The organism is Arthrobacter sp. UC242_113 (assembly GCF_044054585.1).
Classification (GTDB): domain Bacteria; phylum Actinomycetota; class Actinomycetes; order Actinomycetales; family Micrococcaceae; genus Arthrobacter.
In genome coordinates this window covers 484798-507728 of the sequence record NZ_CP171968.1, presented here as the reverse complement: position 1 = coordinate 507728, position 22931 = coordinate 484798, and the positions used below count along the sequence as shown (strand labels likewise).

The window sequence follows — 22931 nt, the reverse complement described above, 5'->3', positions numbered from 1 at the left end:
TGGCGTAGCGCGTACTGCGCCTAGCGTTTGGCGTACTGGGCCCAGGGAATGTTCCAGTCGCCGTAGCCCTCGAGCGGCTCCACGGGCGCGGCGCCGGTGTTCAGGACCTGGACGACGTCGCCGGACTTCATGTTGTTGAAGAACCAGGCAGCGTCCTCGGGCAGCAGCCCGACACAGCCGTGGGAGACGTTGGATACGCCCACGTAGCCCCATGCGGATTCGAGCGCCTGATGGACATAGACGCCGGAGGACGTGAGCCTGTTGGCGTACTCCACGGTCAGCGGCGGATAGTACCCCTTGTCGCCCGGCTTCAGGCCGATGCTCCCGGCGTTGAACTTGGAATTCCGTTCCTGCTCCATGATCACGGCGTAGCCGGACGGGAAAGCCAGTCGGAACCGCCCAGGGTGACGGGTGCGGTCCTGACGAGCTTGCCGTCGAAGTAGACCTTCATGGTTTTGGTGTTGTCGTCCACCACTGCCAGGCGCTGCTGACCCACCTTGAACTGCACCTTGGCGTCGAAGTTGCCGATCATGCCGTTGCCGAAGTCCACTCCGAACAGCTTCATGTCCACGGTGACCTGGCTGTTGGATGCCCAGAACTTCTCGGGGCGGATGCGCACCTTCTGGTCCGAGTACCAGTGCCAGGCGACGGGCTGCTTGGAGGAGACGGTGATCTTGACGGCCTTTTCAACCGCCGCCTTGTTGGTGACGGGTTCGCTGAACACGATGTCGATGGGCTGCCCTGCGCCAACCGTGGAGCCGTTCTCCGGGTACACGGCGGCGTCCGCCTCATTGGCGGGCTCCACGGTGGTGAAGGTCTGGGCCTTCTTGGTTTCGCGGCCGGCCTCGTCCACGATGGTGTAGCTGTAGTTGTAGGGCGTGTTGAAGAGCAGCGGGTCCACGGCGGTCCAGGTGGTGCCGTCGGCGCTGACAGTGCCCTTGACGGCCTCTCCCCCGGCGGCGGGCACCAGCACAATGTCCTGGACGCGGCCGTTCACCGCCTTGACGGAGGGCGCCACCGCCGGATTTACGCCTTTGGCGCCATCCAGCGGTGTCACACCCAGTTCCACGGCCTCGACCACGGGGGTGGCCAGGCCTGGCTCGTTGCGAACGGGGTTGGAGGCCTCGGATTGGGGCGCGGGGTTGGCCCAGCCAGGAGCGGTGGCCACGCCGATTCCGCCGGCGGCAACCGCAGCGCAAATAGCGACGACGGCGATGATCTTGCCGGTTTTGCGGTTGTTCTTTTCCGTCATGACTGGTTTTCTCCGTGTCCCACCGGGCTGCCGGTCGGCATCCGTCCGGGTGCCCAGCGGCAACGCTGACCAGTCGATTTTATCGCACGGCGGCGCTGCCCCTGACGCGGAGACCCACGGCGCGCCGGGTAGCCATGACGCACTGCGGCGGCCACGGCGCACTGCTGTGCGCCGTGGCGGGCCACTTTTAGTAGCGGTAGCGCTCCGGCTTGAACGGGCCGGCCACGTCCACGTCGAGGTACTCGGCCTGGTCCTTGGAGAGCTCGGTCAGCTCAACACCCAGGGCACCGAGGTGCAGGCGCGCCACCTTCTCGTCCAGGATCTTGGGCAGCACGTAGACCTGGTTTTCGTATTCCCGCTCGCCTTCGGGCTGGTCCTTCTTGGTGAACAGCTCGATCTGGGCGATGGTTTGGTTGGCGAAGGAGTTGCTCATGACGAACGACGGGTGGCCGGTGGCGTTGCCCAGGTTCAGCAGACGCCCTTCGGACAGGACGATAATGGACCGGGTGCTATCCGCCGCGTCGCCGCCGAAGACCCATTCGTGGACCTGGGGCTTGATCTCGACCTTCCGGATGCCGGGGATCCGGGCGAGGCCGGCCATGTCGATCTCGTTGTCGAAGTGCCCGATGTTGCCCACGATGGCCTTGTTCTTCATGCCGGCCATGTGCTCGGCCATGATGACGTCCTTGTTGCCCGTCGTGGTGATGAAGATGTCGCCCTGGTCCAGCACGCTCTCCAGCTTGGCCACCTGGTAGCCGTCCATGGCGGCCTGCAGTGCGCAGATGGGGTCGATTTCGGTGACGATCACGCGGGCGCCCTGGCCGCGGAGGGCCTCGGCGGCACCCTTGCCGACGTCGCCGTAACCGCAGACGACGGCGACCTTGCCGCCCATGAGGACATCGGTGGCCCGGTTGAGGCCGTCCGGCAGGGAGTGACGGATGCCGTACTTGTTGTCGAACTTGCTCTTCGTCACGGAGTCGTTGACGTTGATGGCCGGGAAGAGCAGCTTGCCCTGTTCGGCGAGCTGGTAGAGGCGGTGCACGCCCGTGGTGGTTTCCTCGCTGACGCCGTGGATGCCGGCGGCGAGCCGGGTCCACTTCTTCGGGTCCTCGGCCAGCGTCCGGCGCAGGACGTCAAGGACGATCCCGTATTCTTCGGGGTCGTTGGCGGCGGCGGCCGGAACGGCGCCGGCTGCCTCAAACTCCACGCCGCGGTGCAGCAGCAGCGTGGCGTCGCCGCCGTCGTCGAGAATCATGTTCGGACCCAGCTCGGGGTTCGTGTCAGCGCCGGGCCAGGTGAGGATCTGCTCGGCGGTCCACCAGTATTCCTCCAGCGTTTCGCCCTTCCAGGCAAACACGGGAACGCCTTGTGGGCTCTCCACCGTGCCGGTGCCGACGACGACGGCGGCCGCAGCCTCATCCTGGGTGGAGAAGATGTTGCAGGAGGCCCAGCGGACCTCGGCACCGAGGGCCGTGAGCGTCTCGATGAGCACTGCGGTCTGCACGGTCATGTGCAGCGACCCGGCGATCCGCGCGCCCTTGAGCGGCTGGCTCGCCCCGAATTCCTTGCGCAGCGACATGAGTCCCGGCATCTCGTGCTCGGCGAGGCGGATCTGGTGGCGCCCGGCCTCGGCCAGGGAGATGTCGGCAACCTTGTAATCGAACGTCATGGGAATCCTTTGCTGTATCCGGCGTCTAGCCTTCTGCGGTGCTGGCTGGGTGTTAGGCGGTGGGGGCGGCCGCTGCCGGGCCGGCGTCGTGCTGGTCTGACCGGGCGGCCGTGGCTGCGGCGCGGAGCTCCGGGGGAAGCAGCAGCGGAATGCCGTCTTCGATGGCGTACCGCAGCCGTTCGCCGCTCTCCGCCGCCGACGTTGAGACGAGTTCCTCGCCCTCCTGGGTCAGAGCCGATCCGGTGACCGGGCACCGCAGAACGGACAACAGTTCAGGACTGATCTTTGGCATGGTGGATGCTCCCTGCTGGGCACAAGCGCTGTGGCTGACGGATTTCAGCTTCCAGCCTACCGCCAGTTCGGTATGGGGACGGCCGGTGCAGCCTAGGACGGTTCGCGCAGGACGCGCAGGTGGCCGCGGCGGGTGCCTTCGGTTGCGGCGGGCGCTTCCAGCGCCGAGTGGGCGGCGCGCTGCCCCGGGGCCGGGGACGCGGGCCGGGACGCAGCCTCACGGACAGCGTCCGCCAGGGCGAGGAGGTCATCCGGACCGGGCTGGGGTGGCTGCGAGGGCATCGCGAGGCGGAGCACTTCCCAGCCGCGCGGGACGGTGAGTGAATTGGCGTGCTGCTCGCAAAGGTCGTAGCAGTGCGGCTCCGCATAGGTTGCCAGCGGGCCGAGGACGGCGGTGGAGTCCGCGTAGACGTACGTCAAAGTTGCCACCGCAGACTGGCGGCAGGCTGACCTGGAACACTGACGTATTGCACCCACGAAAACACAGAATACTCCGCCTCAGGCAGATTTCCCGACATTGACGAACGGCCCGCGCCACGGCAGCGCGGCTCCGGTCCGGTTATGTCGCACAAATCATTCGGCGGGTCTAAAGTCTGTATATGCAGTCATCGCACCATTCTTCGGGTTTCACGGTCCGGTTGGCTGACCCGGAAGCGCCCCGGGACGCCGACGGCGCTCCCGCCGGCCGGAGCTTCACGCAACGCCGGCGCAACCGGCACGGCCGCGGCCTCCGGGGCGAACTGCTGCTGCCCACGCTCCCTGGCTACCGGAGCCGCTCGGACCGGTTTGATGAGCTCGTCATGGACTCCGCCCAGCGGCTCCATGACATCTGGGGCAAGCCGCTCGACGGCGTCCGGTTCGCCGTCGACGAGATCCCGCCCAACCTGGAACAGCTGCTGGCCGACGGCTCGCCCGCTCCCCTGGGCTGCTACACCCCCGCCACCGAGGACGAAGGCCCCATCATCACGCTGTACCGCCGCGTGGTGGAGCAGGCCTGCCCCGTCAAGGAGGAACTCCAGGACCTGGTGCATGATGTGGTGGTGGAGCACACCGCCGAAATGCTGGGGGTCGCTCCGGAAACACTGGACCCGGTCTACCGCCGCCGCTACTAAAGGCCAGGCACCACCAGTTCCAGCCCACCGCGGGTTCCAGCTCACGGCCGGTCCGGCCCACGGCGGCGGAATCCGCGGCTAGTAGCCCAGCGTCACCGGCACTTTTTCCTGTCCTTCTGCGCCCGGGGCGATGGCCACGGTCGAGACATCGTTCCGGCCTTCCTTTTCCAGAAGCACCGTGCCGTAGGCGGCCCCGCCCGAGGCGGACACCAGATAGCCGACGACGGCGGAGTCTCCGATCCGGTCTGCCGCCTTAAGGGTGGTGGTGGTCCCGGCGGCGATGTCCGCGGTAGCTGCCGTGCGGAGTTTCCCGTCGGCTGTGATCGCGGTGTAGGAAATGGTGGCCCTGCCATCCAGGGCTCCGAAGACCAGCAGCCGCTCCCCGCCCTGGGGAAGAGGGACCACGTGCTGGCTGCCCAGCTGGGCCGTGGCGGGCGACCACGCGAAGTCCAGGCTTTGGCTGGCCTTGAGCCCCCGACTCACGCGCGCGGCGGCAACGATGCTGACGTCCGACGTGGCCGAAACGGTGTACTGGCCGGCCGGAACGCCGGACAGGGGAACCTCGGAAACGGTCCCTGCCTTGGCTGTGACAACCCCGCCTCGCGGGAGGGCCTGCTGGCCGGCGCGCCCAAACAGCTTGACCTCCACCACGGCGTCCGACGGGCCGGGAACAGTGATCTGCAGCGACGGTCCGGCGTCGTCAAAACCGGATTCGCCGGTCAGTGACTTCACGTCCCCGGCGTCCTGGATGTCGATGCCTGTCATCACCTGGGACGGAGCCGCGGAAGTCCCCGGTGCTATGAAATCCACGCCGCCGGAGGTCAGCCCCCGCAGCACGCTCTGCTGGATGAAGGCGCTGACGGGCCCGCCTGTACTCCGGACGTGCACACTCAGCCGTTCTTCCCCGGGAGCGAGACCGGCCAGGATGATGGAGCGCGTCGACTTCGGCCCCACCAGCAGGCCGCGGCTGCCGGAGGCCTTGACCTGGCCGGCCTTTCCGTAAAGCTCGAGGTTTACGGTTGCAGGCGTGGTGGAGGCATTGGTGAGGTTGAGAACGCTGCTACGGCCCACCGCGGTGTTGGCGCCGCTGAGCCAGAGGTCGTTCGAGGGCGTCTGGCAGGCGGCTGCGGCCGAACCCTGCAGGTCCCCGTCGGTCGCCGTGTAGGCCATGAGCGCCCCCGCCGCCGGCTGCCGGTTGGCCAGGGCGTCCGCGGACAGCACGCTGACGCCGTCCACGGCTTGCCCTTCTACAACCCCGGCCAGTACTCCGGAGGAGCCCGCTGGTGCCGTCGCCGAGCCAGGCGCCTTCGCTATCCGCCTCAGCTCTGACCCCTTCAGTGCGGAGAGCGCGCTGCCGGGAAGACTGCCGCCCGCCGAACTGACCACCGCTGCTGACACGGCGCTCCTGGCGGTGGCGGACTCGGGGCTGAACTGCGGGTCGGTCCCGACCGGCGTTCCTTCGAGGAGCCGGGCCGGAGCAGGACAGACGTCCTGGACGCTTCCAGCCGGCACAGCCGCTTCCGCAGCATCGAGCGGCCTGGCCGCCGACGGCTGCGGCGCCAGGGCGGTTGCCGCAACGAGGCCTCCGCCGGCGGCGAGGATGGCCACACCGGAGAGCACTCCGGCCACGATGCCGCGGCGGCCGGCGATGCGGCTGGAACCGCCGGACCGGGTTCCTGAAGCGCGGGTTCCTGAAGTGCGGGTTCCGGAGGCCCCGCTTCCTGTAGCCCGGGCTACAGGTCCGCTGTCCCGCTTCGCCGACGTCCCGGCGTCGTTCTCTTCCTCATGCATTCTGGTATTCCTTACGCAGGGAGCCTTCGTCCCTGGACAGGCCGGTGTTGGGGCGGCGCGCCGGCATCGGGAGCGCCAGCAGGACCGTCAGGCCGATGACGGCGGCCTGGAGGATGCCGGACCAGAGCGCCCAGGGGCTTTCGTACCGGACTGTCACCTGGCCGGCCTGCGGTGGCAGCGTGAAGGCCTGGGACCAGCCGGAGGTGGTGGAGGTCAGTTTCCGGCCGTCGAGCCATGCGGTCCAGCCGGGATCTGCCCGCTCGGCAAGCACCAGCAGCCGGCCCTCAGGTCCCTTGGGCACCGAGGCCTGGGCTCCGGTCAGGTCCGACCGGACCAGCCCGATTGTGGCGCCCTTGCCGTCCACAATGCGCACACGGTGGGCAACGTCGGCGGGCTGCAGGACGGCGTCATTCAGCGGTGTCACGCGCCAGAGCCAGCCCGAATCCGTGGGACCCACGGCTGTCAGCCCGGGGACCGCGTCCATCCGGCTGGCGGTCAGCTGCGCCGCCGTGTCAACGGCGCGCAGGACGACGAATCCGACGCCGAGCCGCTCCAGTTCGGGGCGCGGATCGACACCGCGGGCAGCCACCAGGGTGGCCACGCTGGTGCGAAGCGCCGCGGTGACCTCGTCGTCATCGCGGACCGACTCTTCCCCCGGGGTTGCCCAGGATGTCCCGGGCGGCCGCGATGGTTGAGAGGCTGTCCAGCGTGGTGCCGCCTCCGTGCATGAGGGTGGCACTGTACGTTCCGTCCTCGCCGGTGCTGATCAGCAGTGTGCGGGTCTGCTCCGGTCCCTCGCCGCGGTCCACAGCGGTGGCGGGCAGCATCCGCGGGTCCGTGGGACCCACCAGCCTGGGCGTCCCGAGGTCGGCGGTGTCAGCGTGCACCGTGGCATCGGCCGGCTGCACAACATTCTGCACCGTCCAGGCCGCCAGCCCGGCCAGCGGGCCGGCGAGCAGGAGGACCAGCGCCAGCGCCGCGGCACCGCGGGCCAAGGCACTGCGGGGCACGACACCAAACCGCACTCCCCCGCTGCGGGACACGCTGTCCGGTCCGGACCCGGCAAGCGCCAGGAGGCCGTCGCCGCCGATAATGGCCGCTCCAAGCAGCACGAACACGGCGGCGGAGACTGCGGGGCCCGTGAAAGGCGCCACGAGGGCCTGTGGGCCGGCGCCGGTGGCGACATGTCCTGCCAGCCAGCCGCCGGCCAGCACCACCAGGGCCGCGGCCCAGAGGACCCGGGCGACACGGCCACGCCGGTCCGGGTGGGTCCGGAGCGGAATAAAGAGGGCGGCAACAGCCAGCGCCAGGAGCGGGGCTCCGATCAGGAGGGCCAGCAGCAGCGCCCAAGGGACGGAGCCGCCGGAAAAGAGGGCCAGCCCGGAAAGACCGCCGGCCGGGTCGAAGCGGAGCGGCTGGCCCAGGATCTGCTGCCATACCGTAGCGGCCTGGAAGGGCAGCGGCAGTCCGGGGTCGGCAAGCAAGGCCCGGGGCCGGTCGAGGGTGGACAGCGCAAACGGCACAAACAGCGCAGCGCTCGGCAGCAGTGCCCACCAAAGCGTGCGCCCGCGCTTGCCCAGCAGCAGGCTCAGGACAATGATCACGGCCGCGGCAGGCAGCAGGAGCGACGGGGCTGCAGCGGTGATGACCGCCAGCGCCAGCCCGGCAGCTGCGGCTGCTGTCCACGACGGTGTGCCATTGACGCCCGGCTTGGCCGGCGGCTCGTCCGCGAGGCTGCCGGCCGGAACGGGGGCGAAGCGGCCGCGTCCGAGAGCGGAACCGGTGGCCCGCAGCAGCGCCAGGACCAGCAGCGGCATCATGACGTGTGCCAGCAGGGCTCCGACGCGCCCCTGGTTGACAGCGACCTGCAGGGCCGGCGCCGCTGCCCAGACCAGCGCAGCCGCCAGCCGGAACCGGCGGTAGGAGGTCAGGGCGCCGGAGGCGAACCAGGCAGCCAGGCCGGAGAGCGGCATGGCCAGCAGGAGCAGCCAGATAACGGCCCCGTTCGCATTGCCTCCGCCCAGTAGGCCGAGGATCCAGAGGACGTAGCCGAAGGGGTCGCCGTGCCCCGGAAGTCCGGCGCCCAGTCCGATCCACCAGGTGGAGGCGTGGTGCCAGATGTCCTCCAGCCGGGCTGAGACGGGCAGGAGCGCGCCTCCGGCGGCGGCGTCGGCCTGGAAAAGCGCGGCAAGGCCGGCGAAGGACGCCACGCTGGCGAGAATTACCGCGGCGACGGCACCGTTGCCCACCCAGCCCCGCTCATTGGTCGACAGGGCCGCGAAGTCGTCCGTCGAGTCGCCGCTGGGCTGTTCCTCCAGCGGATCATTGCTGCCCTCGGAGGCCCGGGCATCGTCTGCCCCCAGGGCTTCCATCAGGGAGCGCCGGTGGCCCCACACTTCGCGCCGTTCGGTCTGCAGCGCTTTGACCACGGAGCGGCGGACACGGCGGGTGCGGGCGGCGTTGCGCCGCCCCCGGGCGAGGGCGGCAGGCCTGGCGAGGGCTGCCGCTGTTGCCAGAAGCTGCGAAAAACCGTATCCGGGATCCTTCACGGCGATGCTGAAGATCAGCCGGAGGAGGCTCCCGAAGAGGGCGCCGACAGCGTGCAGCGGCAGCGCCCACAGCGGTGCGTGCTTGAGCCGCAGGTGCACCTGCGCCCGGCGCGCGGCCGAGGCAGTGCCAAGGGCATGCGGCCGGTGGGACACGTGGAACATCATCGCGCTGGGAACAACCACCACCCGGTGTCCGGCCAGCCGGTTCCGCCAGCAGAAGTCGACGTCGTCGCCGGTGCCGGGGAGAGCCGGGTCGAACCCTTTGAGGTGCTCCCAGATGTCACGCCGGACCAGCATGCCGGCCGAGTTGACAGCGAAGGTGTCGGAACGGCCGTCGTATTGGCCCTGGTCGAGTTCGTCCGCCTCGATCAGCGTGAGCCGCTCGGCCCAGCGGCTGGTGGAAAGCCCGACGTCGATCAGGCGACGGCTTGCGTTCCAGTCCAGCTGCTTGCAGCCCGCAACTGTAACGGACGGGGCGCGCTCCACCGCGTGCAGCAGTTCGGCCAGCGCTTCGGGGGCAGGTGCAGCATCGTCGTGCAGCAGCCAGATCCATTCGGACCGCTCCCGCATGCCCTGCCGGCTCCATGGAGCCAAGGCGGCGAGGCCGGCCCGCACTGCAGCACCCATCCCCGCCTTGCCGCCATTGACGGTGATGACATCGGCATCGCCGAGGGCGCGCTGCAGAAGGGCAGCCGAATTGTCCTGTGAGCCGGTATCCACCCCGATTACGGTGTCCGCAGGCCGGGTCTGCGCGGCCAGCGCTGAAAGTGTCCTGGGCAGATAATCACTGCCGTTGTGGGCAACCACAACGGCAGTGACGTGTACTTCCTGAAGAATTAGACTGCTCGCTTCCTCAGCCGTCGGCGCTCACGCTCGGAGAGGCCACCCCAAATCCCGAACCGTTCATCATTGGCCAGGGCGTACTCCAGACACTGTGACCGCACGCTGCACGCTCCGCAGACTTTCTTGGCGTCCCGTGTGGAACCGCCCTTTTCCGGAAAGAAAGCCTCCGGATCGGTCTGGGCGCACAGAGCATCAGTCTGCCAGCCGAGCTCGCCCTCGTCATCGAAATCCTGCCCCAGCGGCAAGCCGATCCACACCGGCTGGGCCAGGGTGGAGGGCGCCGGGTTCCGGATCTCCATGGGGGGATCGAGGTCGTCGTCGTCCTGCTCCGGCTGTCCGGCCAGCAGGGACTGGTTCTGGAGGGCGTCGTGCTGGGCCAGGAAAGCTGTGGCCTGGTCCTGCAAAGTCGCAGACGCGTCCAGGTTGTACCGGTCTGCGGCGTCCGGATCAGCCGGATCTACGTACCAGTCACTGGGTACCCCCCGAGACCTGTACTTTGCTGTGGCCTGGCCGGCCACAAGAGCATCATCCTGCATACGCTCCGCTTGCCCCATGGCGTCCCCTCCTGAGTAGTGCAGCCCCCGGCCCGACGTTCAGGGACACTACGTGGTGTCCCTGAGAGTTCGCCGCGGCTTTTCGATATCTAATTACACGCGTGTAAGTAGGGGGAGTCAAGCCGCGACGGAATAATAATCAATGTCAGGGCCATTCAGCAGGCGCGCCACGCCCGGGGATTTTTTTGCCCGCACCACCCGGCGTCCGGCCGGAATTTGACAGTAGGCTTAGTATCCCGCTTTGAGCGCGCACAATTCCGGCAAATCTGCCGTCAGCCGGAGCCGTAAGGCAAACGATATTACAAACTGTTGTGCCGGAGATCACGCAGGAAGGCGTGGCAAGATGAAGCCATGAACTTCCCGGCCACTGATCTGATGACGGCCCTGCGCTCGGGCCACTCCACTTCCCCGCGCCTGACCTGGTATGGGCCCGACGCCGAACGCGTGGAACTCTCCGGGCGTGTGCTGGACAACTGGGTCGCAAAGACCAGCAACCTGCTCCAGGACGAACTCGACGCCGAACCGGGAATGCGGCTCCGGCTGGACCTTCCCGCGCACTGGAAATCAATTATCTGGGCTCTCGCCGCCTGGCAGCTGGGCATGGAGGTGGTGCTCGGATCCGGCGACGCGGACTTGCTCGCCACGTCTGAACCGGACGCGGCAGAGGACGGGTTCGACGCCGTCGTCGCCGTTCCGCTGCCGGCGCTGGCGATGCGGTGGCCCGGCGACTTGCCTGCCGGGGTCCTCGACTACGCCGCCGAGGTCCGGTCCCACGGTGACGTGTTCATGGCCCACAACGACCCGGACCCGGTATCTCCCGCGGTCCGGAACTCGGAAGGTGCAGCCGTCCGGCACGAAGCCCTCCTGGCGGAGTTTGCAGCGGGACACGAGCCGAGCGCTCGGCTCCTGGTGCGCGCCACGGACGGCCTTGAGGCGGCGCTGGCCAACGCGCTTGGCGCGTGGAAGAGCGACGGCTCGGTGGTCCTGGTCCACGGCGACGTCGAGCTGACGGACAAGCTTCTCGCAGCGGAGCGGATCCACGGCGAGTGAGCCTGCTGCTCTTCCGGAACTGTCCCGACCAGACTGGGCCAGGCTGCTTGAACTAGCTTGGCCGGACGGGCCGCTCGGGCTCGTCCACGTCCGATTCCAGGACGCGCTCCGCCGGCTGGGCGGAGTGGTGGTGGACCTCGAGGATCTCGTGGTCGTGTGAGAACTCCGGCTCCTGGTCCAGTTCCTGGTTGAACACGAGGAACCGGTAGGCAAAGAAGCGGACCACCGTGGCGACCAGAATGCCCACCACTCCCGCGGCGAATAGCATGTTCTTGTCCGTCACGCCCAGCGAATACTTCGCCAGGGCCGTAAACCCGGTGGAGATGCCGATGCCGATGCCGTTGATGAGGATGAACATCAGGAATTCGCGCAGGACGTTGGCCTGGCGGCGGTGCCGGAACGTCCAAAGACGGTTGGCGATCCAGGAAAACACAGTGGCGACGGTGGCACCCACAAAGCGGGCCTTGGCCTCACTGTCCGTCATGGGCCCGTGCATCAGGTAGTAAGTCAGCCCGTTGTCAATGACAAACGCCACACCGCCCACGGCACCGAACTTCGCCACCTCGCGCCAGAAAAGCGAGGCGAGTCCCCGGATGCGCTCTGCAAGTGTGTTAATCATGACCCTCCGTGGCCGTCTGAATAGTGGGGGCCGATGGGCCAAGCTCCCATTTTAGCGCCGTTTGCCGGGAGTAACCTCAAAGCGCCCCGCCCCGGACGGTCCTATCGGCACCCGTGCCACCAAAATCGGACGACTTCGGGACCTTCTCAGCCATGAAAGACGGCAACCGCGCTCCTTTTCTGTAGGCTGGAAGATGTGACTTTTCCAGTAATCGGCGTGGTTGGCGGCGGCCAGCTTGCGCGCATGATGGCCCCTGCCGCCACTGCCCTGGGCTTTGAACTCCGTGTTTTGGCCGAGGGCGAAGACGTATCCGCGGTCTCCGCTGTCCCCAACGCCCCCGTGGGCGACTACAAGGACCTCGCGGCCCTGATGGAATTCTCCAAGGGCCTGGACGTGATGACCTTTGACCACGAGCACGTCCCGGGCGATCACCTCTATGCCCTGATCGAAGCCGGAGTGAACGTCCAGCCCGGCCCGGACGCGCTGGTCAACGCCCAGGACAAGCTGGTCATGCGCGCGGCCATTGACCGCCTCGAACTGCCCAACCCCGAGTGGGCCGCAGTGGACGATGTCGCCGGACTGGTCACCTTCGGGGACCGGATCGGCTGGCCCGTGGTGCTCAAGACCCCGCGGGGCGGCTACGACGGAAAGGGCGTGCGGATCGTCGGATCCCCGGAGGAGGCCGCGGAAACCGCCAACTGGTTCGAGGCCATGAGCCCCCTCCTCGCCGAGGCCAAGGTGGAGTTCAGCCGCGAGCTCTCCGCACTCGTGGCCCGCACCCCGGACGGGGCATCCCGTGCATGGCCCGTGGTCCACACCATCCAGGTGGATGGCGTCTGCGACGAAGTGATCGCACCGGCGCAGAACATTTCCGTTGAGGTGGCTGCAGCCGCCGAAGAGGCTGCCCTCCGGATCGCCAATGAACTCGGCGTCACCGGCGTCATGGCCGTGGAGATGTTCGAGACGCCCGGCGCCGGCGCCGGATTCCTGATCAACGAATTGGCGATGCGCCCCCACAACACCGGACACTGGACACAGGACGGTTCCGTCACCAGCCAGTTCGAACAGCACCTGCGGGCTGTCCTGAACCTGCCGCTCGGGGCGACTGACGTCCTGGGCCAGGTTGCCGTGATGAAGAACTTCCTGGGCGGCGACAACCAGGACCTCTTCTCCGCCTTCCCCACCGCACTGGCGGCGGAACCGGCCGCAAAGGTCCACTGCTACGGCAAGTCCGTGCGGCCGGGCCGGAAAATCGGCCACGTGAACATGGTGGGCGCATCCGCCTCGGACGTCGACTCCCTCCGGCAGCGCGCCACCACCGTGGCAAACATCATCCGTGACGGCAGACTGCCGTCCGCGGCAACAGGCACCACCGAGGAGACCCCATGAGCCCCGTATCCGATGCAGCACCGGAAACCGGCGCCCCCGCTCCCCTCGTGGGCCTCGTCATGGGCTCGGATTCAGACTGGCCCGTCATGGAGGCGGCGGCTGACGCCCTGGCCGAGTTCGGCATTCCGTTCGAGGCGGATGTTGTCTCCGCCCACCGCATGCCCACGGAGATGATCCGCTACGGGCAGACGGCCCATGAGCGCGGCCTCCGCGTGATCATTGCCGGCGCCGGCGGTGCCGCGCACCTTCCGGGCATGCTGGCTTCCGTCACTCCCCTGCCCGTGATCGGCGTTCCGGTCCCACTGAAGACGCTGGACGGCATGGACTCCCTGCTCTCCATCGTGCAGATGCCCGCCGGTGTTCCGGTGGCCACGGTCTCTATAGCCGGAGCCCGGAATGCGGGCCTGCTCGCCGTGCGCATGCTGGCTTCCGGCACCGACGACCTCTCCGCCCGCCTCCGCACGGAGCTCCTGGACTTCGCCCAGGAACTCAACGACGTGGCCAGCCGAAAAGGCGCCAACCTCCGCCAGAAAGTCAACGAAGTCTTCTCCGACGCAAATGTGGCTCTCCGGAGCAGCCGATAGGGATCTGCCATGTCCAGTAACGAACTGCCGTCCCAGGGCCTCCTGACGGATCCCGTCCGAAACCCGTCGAGTGCCGCCGAACCTGTGCGGACCAAGCGCGCGTTCCTGCTGATCCTGCTCACGCTGCTGGTGCCCGGCAGCGCGCAGATCGTGGCCGGGGACCGCAAGATCGGCCGGATCGCGCTGCGCGTGACGCTGGGCGCCTGGCTGCTCGCGGTCATTGCCCTGGTACTGCTGTTCACCAACCGGACCCTGCTGATCAACATCATCACCAATCCGGTGGCCTCGCTGCTCATCGTCCTGGTCCTTGCCGCGCTGGCGGTGGGCTGGCTGGTGCTGTTCGTGAACACCCTGCGGCTCGTCCGGCCGGTGCTGCTGCCCGCCCGGATGAGGCCCGCCGTCGTGATTGCGCTTGTCCTGGCCATGGTGGTGAGCAGCGGATCGCTGGGTTACGCCGCCTACCTGCTCAATGTCAGCCGGAACGCGATCGGCAGCATCTTCAACGCCGGACCGGCCATTGACCCCGTCGACGGCCGCTACAACTTCCTGATGATGGGCGGTGACGCGGGTGCCGACCGCACCGGACGCCGCCCGGACAGCCTGTCCGTGCTCAGCGTCGATGCCAAGTCAGGCCAGACCGCCATCATCTCGGTTCCGCGAAACCTGCAGAACGCCCAGTTCAGCGAGGGGTCGCCCATGCGGCAGATCTATCCCGAGGGCTACAACTGTGGCGACGAATGCCTCATCAACGCCATCAACACCGAGGTCACCAACGAACACAAGGACCTCTACCCCGGCGTCGCCGACCCCGGAGCGCAAGCAACGCTGGAAGCGGTATCCGGCACTCTCGGCATCACGGTGCAGGCCTACGTGCTGGTGGACATGGACGGCTTCGCAAAGCTCATCGACGCGATGGGCGGCATCCGGATCAAGGCCGGCGGCTGGGTCCCCATCAGCGGGCCGATGGTCGATGAGGCCAACGGCATCCACGGCATGCCCGACGGCTGGATTCCGGCCGGCGACCAGAAACTGGACGGATATCACGCCCTTTGGTACGGCCGGTCCCGCGAGTTCGTTGACGATTACGCCCGGATCGCGCGGCAGCAGTGCGTTCAGCAGGCCATGCTGAAACAGCTGGACCCGGCAACCCTGCTGGCAAAGTTCGAGGATATCGCCAACGCCGGCACCAAGGTGGTTGATTCCAACATCTCCTCCAGCCAGCTCGGCAGCTTCGTGGACCTGGCGATCAAGGCCAAGGGCACGGACGTCAAGAGGCTCACCATCGGGCCGCCGGACTTCGACGCGTCCTTCTCCACGGTGCCCGACTTCGACCAGATCCATGACCGTGTCAAGAAGCTGCTCGCGTCCGCCAGCTCCGAATCGTCGCCGGCCGCCGCGGCGGCCGACGCCGGGCTCCAGGACGCTGTGCTGCAGCCGAGTTCCGTACCAGGCGCCGGGCTCTCCGCGGCGGGTCCGACAGCAGGTCCCCTGGCGGGCCTTCCGGCCACCACCCCCTCCCCGTCACCATCGTCGTCGTCGGACTTCACCCCGGTGACCACCACCCCTGAGGGGGAACCGATCACGGAGCAGATGCTGAACCAGTTCAAGCGCGAGGGCAACGAGCAGGCCATCCGCGACCTCGTGGCCACCAACGGCCAGTGCGCCGCCCTTTAAGCCTTTAGCCCCACCTGCCGCAAGAGAGAAGGACACCTGGCCTTGTACGAAATCGACAACGTCCTCCGGCCGTATGCCTGGGGGTCGACGACGGCGATCGCCGGCCTGCTCGGCCGGCCGGCGTCGGGCGGACCGGAAGCTGAGCTGTGGATCGGCGCGCACCCTGACTCGCCGTCGGTGGCCAGCCGGCCGGACGGCACGACGGCACCGCTGAACGTGCTCATCGGCGAGGACCCGGAACATTTTCTGGGATCTGAGTCGGTGGCCGAATTCGGGCCGCGCCTGCCGTTCCTGGCCAAGATCCTCGCCGCGGCCAAGCCGCTGTCGCTTCAGGTGCACCCGAGCCTTGACCAGGCTAAAGCCGGCTTCGCGCGCGAGAATGCCGACGGCGTGCCCGCCGGCGCTGCGCACCGCAATTACCGGGACGACAACCACAAGCCGGAGATGATCTTCGCGCTGACCCCGTTCGATGCGCTGTGCGGTTTCCGTGCACCGGAGAAGTCCCGCGACATCTTCCTCCACCTGGCAGGCTGCCTGGAGCTTCCGGGCAACGGTGTGCCGCAGCTCTTGAAGGACGTCATCGAGGACCTCTCGCAACCCGAGGAGGCCACGGCGCTGAGGTCTGCGTTCGAGCGGCTGATCGCGGGGGGCGAGGCAATTCAGGAAGCTACGTCCCGGGTGGTTGACGTGCTGGCCTCTGGTGCGCCCATGGTGCCCTATCAGCAGGAGCTTTCGACGGTGCTGAGCCTTCACGGCGAGTACCCCGGCGACCCCGGCGTCCTGATCTCCCTGCTGCTGAACCGGTTGTCGCTGGAGCCGGGCGAAGCGGTGTATCTGCCCGCCGGAAACGTGCACGCCTACCTGCATGGCCTCGGCGTCGAGGTGATGGCGTCCTCGGACAACGTGCTCCGCGGCGGACTGACGCCCAAGTTCATCGACATTCCCGAGCTGCTGAACACCATCGCCTTCGAATCGGTGGGCGTCCCCATGCTGCGGCCGGTGACCTCCGAGCTCGGACAGGAACTGTACTGCCCGCCGTTCCGCGAGTTCCAGCTCCAGCGGATTGAACTGCTGCCGGACGGCGAGCCCGTTCCGCTGGCACAGTCCGGCGCCGCGGTGGTTATTGTCGTGGCCGGGTCCGTGATCCTTGACTCGCCGAAGGGCGACCTGCAGCTGGACCGCGGCGCGAGTGCCTTCCTGCCGGCCGCCGACGCGCCCGTCAACGTCCATCCCGTGTCCGGGGCCCTGGAGAACGCCGTGGCCTTCGCCGTGACCACCTCGATGAAGGCCTGAACGCCGTGGAGTACTTCTTGCAAACGAAGGCCTGGGAGGATTTCCAGAGGTCGCTGGGACGCCGTGTGCACCGGCAATCCGGTCCCGGCTGGAGCTTCCTGGCCATCGAGGAAAAGAATCCCGCCGGCAAGGTCCTGTATGCGCCCTACGGCCCGGTGGCCGAATCAGTCGAGGCGTTCGACGCCGCGCTGGCGGCGCTCCGGGAGCTGGCGACGTCCTGCGGCGCCGTCTTCATCCGGATCGAGCCGGTTACTGCCGGCCTGGATCCTGATTCTGCGCCGGACGCTCTGCGGAGCCGTGGCCTGCAGCCCGCCCCGGTCAACCAGCAGCCCGAACTCAGCTGGATCGTGGACCTGGACCGGGACTTCAAGGAGGTCCTGGCGGGGATGAAGCCGGTCAACCGGAACCTGTACCGGAACATCCACAAGAAGGGCGTGACGTTCCGCTCCACGCAGGACCCCGAAGACATCCGCGTGCTCCTGAACTTCCTCCATATGACGGCGCGGCGGAACGGCTTCAAGCCGCAAAGCGACGAGTACCTGACGCAGGTAGCCGAGTCCCTGATGCCCGCGGGCGCGGCGACGCTGTTCATCGCCGACCTGCACGGCGGACCGGTGGCGGCAGCGCTGGCCTACGATTCCGCCGACACGCGGACGTACGCCCACGCGGCCATGGATGACACCCACCGCAAGCTCAGCGCGGGCATCCCCCTTCTGGTGACGCTCATGGCCGATGCCCAGGAGAAGGGCCTGAAGCACGTGGACCTGTGGGGCGTCGCCCCGGCCGGGGAGCCCGACCACAAGTGGGCAGGATTCACCGCGTTCAAGAAGTCCTTCGGCGGACGCGAGATCGCCTACCCCGGCACCTGGGACCTGCCCGTCAACCGGCCCCGCTACGCGGCCTACCAGGCGGCGCGCAAACTCCGCGACGGCATCAAAACCCTCATCAAGCGCCCCACCCGCTGAGCGCGAACCGGCAGCTAATGACCTCAAATGCGCCGTTTGCGGGCATTAGCTGCCGGTTCGTTCGTCCATGGCGGCCGTGTACGGGCTTCGCAGAACGGCCCTGACCTTTTCCACGACGAAAGGGCGGTCCCCCTCGAGGTCGCTGCTCTGCACCCGCAGCTCGCGCCAGCCAAGACTTTCAGTGAGGCCCTGGCGTTTGATGTCCCGGCGGTACTGCTCGGGGCCACCGTGGTGCGCGCCGTCGTATTGCAGGGCGATCCTTAGCTCGGGGTAGGCCGCGTCCGGCCATACCACCGGCTGCCCAATCCGGTTGCGCAGGACAACGTTGAGCGTGGGCTCAGGGAGCCCGGCCCGCACCAGCGCCAACCGCATCATTGTTTCCGGCGCAGAATCCGCCCCCACCCGGATCATGTCGAGAGCCAGCCTGGCCTTCCGGACCCCGCGCATGCCGGGATGCCGGCCGACGACGCCCTTCAGGTCACCAATGGCCGCCAGCGGTCGCCGCGGCACGGGGAAGTCTTCCCCGTGTTCGACGACGATCGAGTCACCGGCGGCCACGAGCTCATCGATGCTCAACAGCGACGCAAGATCGAGCCAGGTTCGTGCCGGCGAAGTGAGGCGAACGCCGTCGAACATCACCACTTCGCCGGGTTTGAACGACAACTGGTGTCCCACAACGTTGCGGCGGCGGGGCTTGCAGCCGTCCGCAGGACGGGCAATGTGGATGCGCCAGTCCTGGTCCAGCCAGCCCGGGAGGCAGATGCAGCAGATTCTGGCACCGGTCGAATGGGTGAGCACGCAGGTCGGATCAAGCCGCGAGTAAGCGCGTACGTTGTCCGCCACGCTTCCGGTACTGTGCAGCGGAAGCCTGATACCGCGGGACGGCGTAAAGATCCCGTCCCGGCTGAGCTGTCTAACGCTCAGCCCCAGTTGGTCTGCGTCGTCGACAAGAAACGATCCATGCGGTAACTGGGGAGGCATCGCGATCCGGGACATGCTTCATTGTGGTCCCTACTCGACACCCCTAAAGAAGTTATCCACAGCTCCACCTACCACTTAAGCGCGAACTGGCAGCTAACGCCCGCAAAATCGAGATTTGGGGTCATTAGCTGCCAGTTCGCGCTGGAAGCCGGAGGCTAGTTCTTGCGGGCGTAGCCTTCCCACTTGCTGGCCTGGTGCTCGCCGTCCACGAAGCGGATGGTGCCGGACTTGGAACGCATGACGATCGATTGCGTCAGGACCTTGTCCTTGGAGTAGCGCACGCCCTTGAGGAGGTCGCCGTCGGTGATGCCGGTGGCGGCGAAGTAGCAGTTGTCGCTCGTAACGAGATCGTTTGTGGACAGGACCCGCTCGAGGTCGTGGCCGGCGTCGATCGCCTTCTGCTTCTCGTCGTCGCTCGTGGGCCACAGCCGGCCCTGGATCACGCCGCCCAGGGACTTGATGGCACACGCCGCCACGATGCCTTCCGGGGTTCCGCCGATGCCCATGAGGGCGTCGACGCCGGTGCCGGAGCGGGCAGCCGCGATGGCACCTGCAACGTCGCCGTCCATGATGAACTTGGTGCGCGCGCCGGCGTCGCGGATCTCCTCGACCAGCGGGCGGTGGCGGTCACGGTCCAGGATCATGACGTTGAGCTGGTTGACCTTCACGCCCTTGGCCTTGGCGATCAGGTGCAGGTTCTGCTTGACGGGTAAACGCAGGTCGACCATGTCGGCAGCTTCGGGTCCGGTGACCAGCTTCTCCATGTAGAACACGGCGGAGGGGTCAAACATGGAGCCGCGCTCGGCGACGGCCAGGACGGCCAGGGCGTTGTTGATGCCCAGGGCGGTCAGTCGGGTTCCGTCGATGGGGTCGACGGCGACGTCGCACTCAGGACCGGTGCCGTCACCAACCTGTTCCCCGTTGAACAGCATCGGGGCTTCGTCCTTTTCGCCTTCACCGATGACCACAACGCCGTTGAAGTGGACAGTCTGGAGGAAGGAGCGCATGGCGTCGACGGCTGCACCGTCGGCCTTGTTCTTGTCGCCGAAGCCCACCCAGTGGCCGCCGGCGATAGCCGCGGCCTCGGTGACGCGGACAAGCTCAAGGGCGAGGTTGCGGTCCGGCTCGTCGATCCCGACCGCGAGCGACGGGGAAAGCGTTGAGTACTTCTGGGTCATGGACGCTGGTGACACGTGAACCTCTTCTTCGAGTGGCGATCATTGGACCCGCCAGGCCTGAGTCGACCATCGCGGTGATTCCTCTGTAACTGATCATAGTCGCCACCGCGGGGCCCGGGCGTGGGATGACTACGCCTCGTAACGGACGGCGGGCCTCACGGCCGTCGGCTTCGAATGTGAGTTCGGACCCCGCATGGGCGACTATAGAAGGGTGAGTGATATGCAGGACCAGTCAGCCCCCTCGAGCCGCGTGCAGGCTCCCGCCCCCTCCCCCGCGTCGGCCGACCAGCCCGTCAGGCCCGTAATCCCCGCGGCCGCCGCGAAACGGGCCAACGCCTCCGTGATCGGAATGATCATCGCCCTGCTGGTGAGCGTGGCTGCGTTCCTGCCCATCGTCCTGATGAATCCGTCCCCGAAGTCGGAGGGCTTCCGCCCCAACATCGACGTCAGCGCCGTAGCTCAGAATGCCGCAGGTGTGGCGGGATTCACACCGGTGGCCCCCACAGCAGGCGACACATTCCACCCGAATTACGCGCGCTGGGCGGCGGCCGGCGGCACCGGCGTGGCGGCCTGGGAGGTCGGCTACGTCACCCCGAAGGAAAAATTCATTGGCCTGACGCAGACCAGCAAGGCCAACCCCACCTGGCTCGTGCAGCAGACCAAGAACGCCCCGGTCACCGGCACGCGCAACGCCGGCGGCAAGGAGTGGGAACTCCATGACACGGGAAAGGGCGAGAAGAGCATGGTGCTCGCCTACCGCGGCACCACCGTCGTCCTGGCCGGCGACGCCCAACTGGAGGAATTCGCGGTCCTGGCTGCCGCCGTCGTCAAGGCCCTGGAAAGTAACCCCGCTGTCACCGTTTCCCCCTCGGCGAGCACCGCACCGTAAGGTGGGGTTTCGTGACCACTTACCTGACTCCTGCCCTGGCCTGGCGCCGTCTGCGCGAAGGCAATGAACGCTTCGTTAACAGTGAATCCTCGCACCCGAACCAGGACGCCTCCCGGCGCTCATCCCTGGTGGAGACCCAGCATCCCTTCGCTGTGATCTTCGGCTGCTCGGACTCGCGGCTCGCCGCTGAAATCATTTTCGACGTCGGACTCGGTGACGTCTTCGTCGTCCGGACCGCCGGCCAGGTCATCGACGACGCCGTCCTCGGCTCGCTCGAATACAGCATCGGCGTGCTCGGCGTGCCCCTGATCGTGATCCTCGGCCACGACAGCTGCGGAGCGGTCAGCGCCACGAAGGCTGCCGTCGAAACGGGCCAGATGCCGACGGGTTTCATCCGCGACCTCGTGGAGCGCATCACGCCGTCGGTCCTCACCTCCCTGCGCAACGAGCAGACGGAGGTCAACGACATGGTGGTGGAGCACGTCAAGCAGACCTCCCAGCGCCTCGTGGACAGCTCGCGTGTGATTTCGGACGCAATCGAGTCCGGCCGGGCAGCGGTCGTCGGCCTCTCCTACAGCCTCGCCGAGGGCCACGCGGAGCTTGTTTCCGGAATTGGCGACCTCTAGAAGCAGCCTGAAGACGCCCGGGCGGGCCGTCTGTAGCAAGCCGTTCACGGTTTTCGATGCGGTGCCCGGGCGTCCTAAGCTAGCCCCATGACTTCCACTGAAGAGTTCCGCATTGAACATGACACGATGGGCGAAGTCCGCGTCCCCGTGAACGCCCTGTACCGCGCGCAGACGCAACGTGCAGTCGAGAACTTCCCGATCTCCGGAAAAACCCTGGAACGTGCGCACATTGAGGCGCTGGCCCGGGTCAAGAAGGCCGCTGCCCAGGCCAACGCTGAACTGGGTGTGCTCGACGGCGAGCTGGCCAAGGCGATCGCGGAAGCTGCCGACGAGGTGGCTACGGGCAAGTACGACGGCGACTTCCCCATCGACGTTTTCCAAACCGGCTCCGGCACGTCCTCGAACATGAACACCAACGAGGTCCTCGCCGAACTGGCCACGCGCGCCCTGAAGGCTGCCGGCAGCGACAAGGTGGTCCACCCCAACGACCACGTCAACGCCTCGCAGTCCTCCAACGACGTGTTCCCCACCTCCGTCCACGTTGCAGCCACCTCGGCCCTGATCAACGACCTCATCCCGGCCCTCGGCTACCTCGCCGAATCCCTGGAGCGCAAGGCCGTTGAGTTCAAGGACGTCGTCAAGTCCGGCCGCACGCACCTCATGGACGCCACGCCGGTCACCTTGGGTCAGGAATTCGGCGGCTACGCCGCGCAGGTCCGCTACGGCATCGAGCGCATCAACGCCGCACTCCCCCGCGTGGCCGAAGTTCCCCTCGGCGGCACCGCCGTGGGCACCGGCATCAACACCCCGGCCGGCTTCCCGGAGCGCGTCATCGAACTGCTCGCCACGGACACCGGCCTGCCGCTCACCGAGGCCCGCGACCACTTCGAGGCCCAGGCCAACCGCGACGGCCTCATCGAAGCCTCCAGCCAGCTGCGCAACATTGCCATCTCCTTCATGAAGATCAACAATGACCTGCGCTGGATGGGCTCCGGCCCCAACACCGGCCTCGGCGAAATCGCCATCCCGGACCTGCAGCCGGGCTCGTCCATCATGCCGGGCAAGGTCAACCCCGTCATCTGCGAAGCCTCCATCATGGTCTGCGCGCAGGTCATTGGCAACGACACGGCCATCGCCTGGTCCGGCACCAACGGCGCCTTCGAACTGAACGTCGGCATCCCGGTCATGGCCGCGAACCTGCTCGAGTCCGTCCGCCTGCTGGCCAACACCAGCCGCGTCATGGCGGACAAGATGATCGACGGCATCACCGCCAACGTCGAGCGTGCCCGCTTCCTCGCCGAGGCTTCGCCGTCGATTGTTACCCCGCTGAACAAGTACATCGGCTACGAAAACGCCGCCAAGATCGCCAAGACCGCCGTCAAGGAGGGCCTGACCGTCCGCCAGGCCACCGAGAAGCTCGGCTTCGTCGGTGAGGGCGAAGGCAAGGTTTCCGAGGCCGACCTGGACAAGGCACTGGACGTCACCACCATGACGGCCCCCGCCCACAAGGCCTAGGTCCCCACCGCTTTCCAAAAGTACGACGGCGGCCGCCCACCTTCCCAGCGAAGGCGGGCGGCCGTCGTCGTTCGCTTTTAATCGCTGCCATCCGCGAGCAAAAGTTG

General features: G+C 67.4%; 18 protein-coding genes and 2 pseudogenes. 10 read left to right on the top strand and 10 right to left on the bottom strand.

Translation table 11 applies throughout. The features are described 5' to 3' along the window. Positions 1-20 precede the first annotated feature (20 nt). From ACHMXB_RS02350 to ACHMXB_RS02335, 4 genes and pseudogenes are all read right to left on the bottom strand, one after another. Positions 21-1252, bottom strand: a pseudogene (locus ACHMXB_RS02350) (Ig-like domain-containing protein). Positions 1253-1439: 187 nt separating this feature from the next. Then, complete coding sequence (ahcY, locus tag ACHMXB_RS02345; protein WP_395402436.1) at positions 1440-2921, bottom strand: adenosylhomocysteinase; 1482 nt, start codon at positions 2919-2921, stop codon at positions 1440-1442. A 52-nt stretch (positions 2922-2973) separates the two neighbouring features. Continuing rightward, positions 2974-3213: a Trm112 family protein gene (locus tag ACHMXB_RS02340; RefSeq protein ID WP_111904130.1), complete on the bottom strand. Its 240-nt coding sequence runs from the start codon at positions 3211-3213 to the stop codon at positions 2974-2976. Positions 3214-3305: 92 nt separating this feature from the next. Then, positions 3306-3689 carry a DUF3499 domain-containing protein gene (locus ACHMXB_RS02335; RefSeq protein ID WP_102970687.1) on the bottom strand — a complete coding sequence of 128 codons (384 nt, stop codon included), beginning with the start codon at positions 3687-3689 and terminating at the stop codon, positions 3306-3308. Between the two features lie 122 nt (positions 3690-3811). On the opposite strand from ACHMXB_RS02335, the gene ACHMXB_RS02330 reads away from it, so the two are divergent. Continuing rightward, the gene (locus tag ACHMXB_RS02330) at positions 3812-4324 is read left to right on the top strand and encodes a metallopeptidase family protein (RefSeq protein WP_395402434.1); all 513 of its coding nucleotides are present in this window, start codon (positions 3812-3814) and stop codon (positions 4322-4324) included. 78 nt (positions 4325-4402) lie between these two features. Here the strand turns inward: ACHMXB_RS02330 and ACHMXB_RS02325 are convergent, their stop codons facing one another. The 3 genes and pseudogenes from ACHMXB_RS02325 to ACHMXB_RS02315 all read right to left on the bottom strand — a co-directional run bounded on the left by ACHMXB_RS02325 (position 4403) and on the right by ACHMXB_RS02315 (position 10061). Continuing rightward, the gene (locus tag ACHMXB_RS02325) at positions 4403-6115 is read right to left on the bottom strand and encodes a DUF5719 family protein (RefSeq protein WP_395402432.1); all 1713 of its coding nucleotides are present in this window, start codon (positions 6113-6115) and stop codon (positions 4403-4405) included. Continuing rightward, a pseudogene (locus tag ACHMXB_RS02320) lies at positions 6108-9471 on the bottom strand (glycosyltransferase). The gene ACHMXB_RS02325 and the pseudogene ACHMXB_RS02320 overlap by 8 nt, the downstream one beginning before the upstream one ends. A 29-nt stretch (positions 9472-9500) precedes the next feature. Continuing rightward, positions 9501-10061, bottom strand: a complete 561-nt coding sequence (locus tag ACHMXB_RS02315; protein WP_395402430.1) for a WhiB family transcriptional regulator — start codon at positions 10059-10061, stop codon at positions 9501-9503. A 351-nt stretch (positions 10062-10412) separates the two neighbouring features. Here ACHMXB_RS02315 and ACHMXB_RS02310 point away from each other — a divergent pair, with 351 nt between their 5' ends. After that, complete coding sequence (locus ACHMXB_RS02310) at positions 10413-11111, top strand: TIGR03089 family protein (RefSeq protein WP_395402428.1); 699 nt, start codon at positions 10413-10415, stop codon at positions 11109-11111. 52 nt (positions 11112-11163) lie between these two features. On the opposite strand, the gene ACHMXB_RS02305 is transcribed toward ACHMXB_RS02310, so the two are convergent. Next, positions 11164-11730 (bottom strand): GtrA family protein, encoded by a 567-nt coding sequence (locus ACHMXB_RS02305; RefSeq protein WP_395402426.1) that lies wholly within the window; start codon positions 11728-11730, stop codon positions 11164-11166. 195 nt (positions 11731-11925) lie between these two features. Here ACHMXB_RS02305 and ACHMXB_RS02300 point away from each other — a divergent pair, with 195 nt between their 5' ends. Genes ACHMXB_RS02300 through ACHMXB_RS02280 form a run of 5 tightly spaced genes read left to right on the top strand, consistent with a single transcriptional unit; the run spans position 11926 to position 17635 of the window. Then, a complete protein-coding gene (locus ACHMXB_RS02300) occupies positions 11926-13119 on the top strand; it encodes a 5-(carboxyamino)imidazole ribonucleotide synthase (protein ID WP_395402425.1) in 1194 nt (397 codons plus the stop codon). After that, the gene (purE, locus tag ACHMXB_RS02295) at positions 13116-13703 is read left to right on the top strand and encodes a 5-(carboxyamino)imidazole ribonucleotide mutase (RefSeq protein ID WP_111904122.1); all 588 of its coding nucleotides are present in this window, start codon (positions 13116-13118) and stop codon (positions 13701-13703) included. The genes ACHMXB_RS02300 and purE overlap by 4 nt, the downstream gene beginning before the upstream one ends. A gap of 9 nt (positions 13704-13712) precedes the next feature. Next, a complete protein-coding gene (locus ACHMXB_RS02290) occupies positions 13713-15377 on the top strand; it encodes an LCP family protein (protein WP_395402423.1) in 1665 nt (554 codons plus the stop codon). 42 nt (positions 15378-15419) lie between these two features. Continuing rightward, a complete protein-coding gene (gene manA, locus ACHMXB_RS02285; protein WP_395402421.1) occupies positions 15420-16670 on the top strand; it encodes a mannose-6-phosphate isomerase, class I in 1251 nt (416 codons plus the stop codon). Positions 16671-16675: 5 nt separating this feature from the next. Then, a complete protein-coding gene (locus ACHMXB_RS02280; protein ID WP_395402419.1) occupies positions 16676-17635 on the top strand; it encodes a lipid II:glycine glycyltransferase FemX in 960 nt (319 codons plus the stop codon). Positions 17636-17680: 45 nt separating this feature from the next. On the opposite strand, the gene ACHMXB_RS02275 is transcribed toward ACHMXB_RS02280, so the two are convergent. Both ACHMXB_RS02275 and glpX read right to left on the bottom strand, forming a co-directional pair. Then, complete coding sequence (locus ACHMXB_RS02275) at positions 17681-18478, bottom strand: endonuclease domain-containing protein (RefSeq protein ID WP_395402417.1); 798 nt, start codon at positions 18476-18478, stop codon at positions 17681-17683. A gap of 293 nt (positions 18479-18771) precedes the next feature. Then, positions 18772-19794, bottom strand: coding sequence for a class II fructose-bisphosphatase (glpX, locus tag ACHMXB_RS02270; RefSeq protein ID WP_190243102.1), 1023 nt, complete (start codon positions 19792-19794; stop codon positions 18772-18774). A gap of 220 nt (positions 19795-20014) precedes the next feature. On the opposite strand from glpX, the gene ACHMXB_RS02265 reads away from it, so the two are divergent. From ACHMXB_RS02265 to ACHMXB_RS02255, 3 genes are all read left to right on the top strand, one after another. Further along, positions 20015-20683 carry a DUF4245 domain-containing protein gene (locus ACHMXB_RS02265; protein WP_395405077.1) on the top strand — a complete coding sequence of 223 codons (669 nt, stop codon included), beginning with the start codon at positions 20015-20017 and terminating at the stop codon, positions 20681-20683. An 11-nt stretch (positions 20684-20694) separates the two neighbouring features. Further along, on the top strand, positions 20695-21309 hold the full coding sequence (locus tag ACHMXB_RS02260; protein WP_395402415.1) for a carbonic anhydrase: 615 nt from the start codon (positions 20695-20697) through the stop codon (positions 21307-21309). 87 nt (positions 21310-21396) lie between these two features. Then, the gene (locus ACHMXB_RS02255) at positions 21397-22824 is read left to right on the top strand and encodes a class II fumarate hydratase (protein WP_111904113.1); all 1428 of its coding nucleotides are present in this window, start codon (positions 21397-21399) and stop codon (positions 22822-22824) included. The last annotated feature ends 107 nt before the right edge of the window (positions 22825-22931 follow it).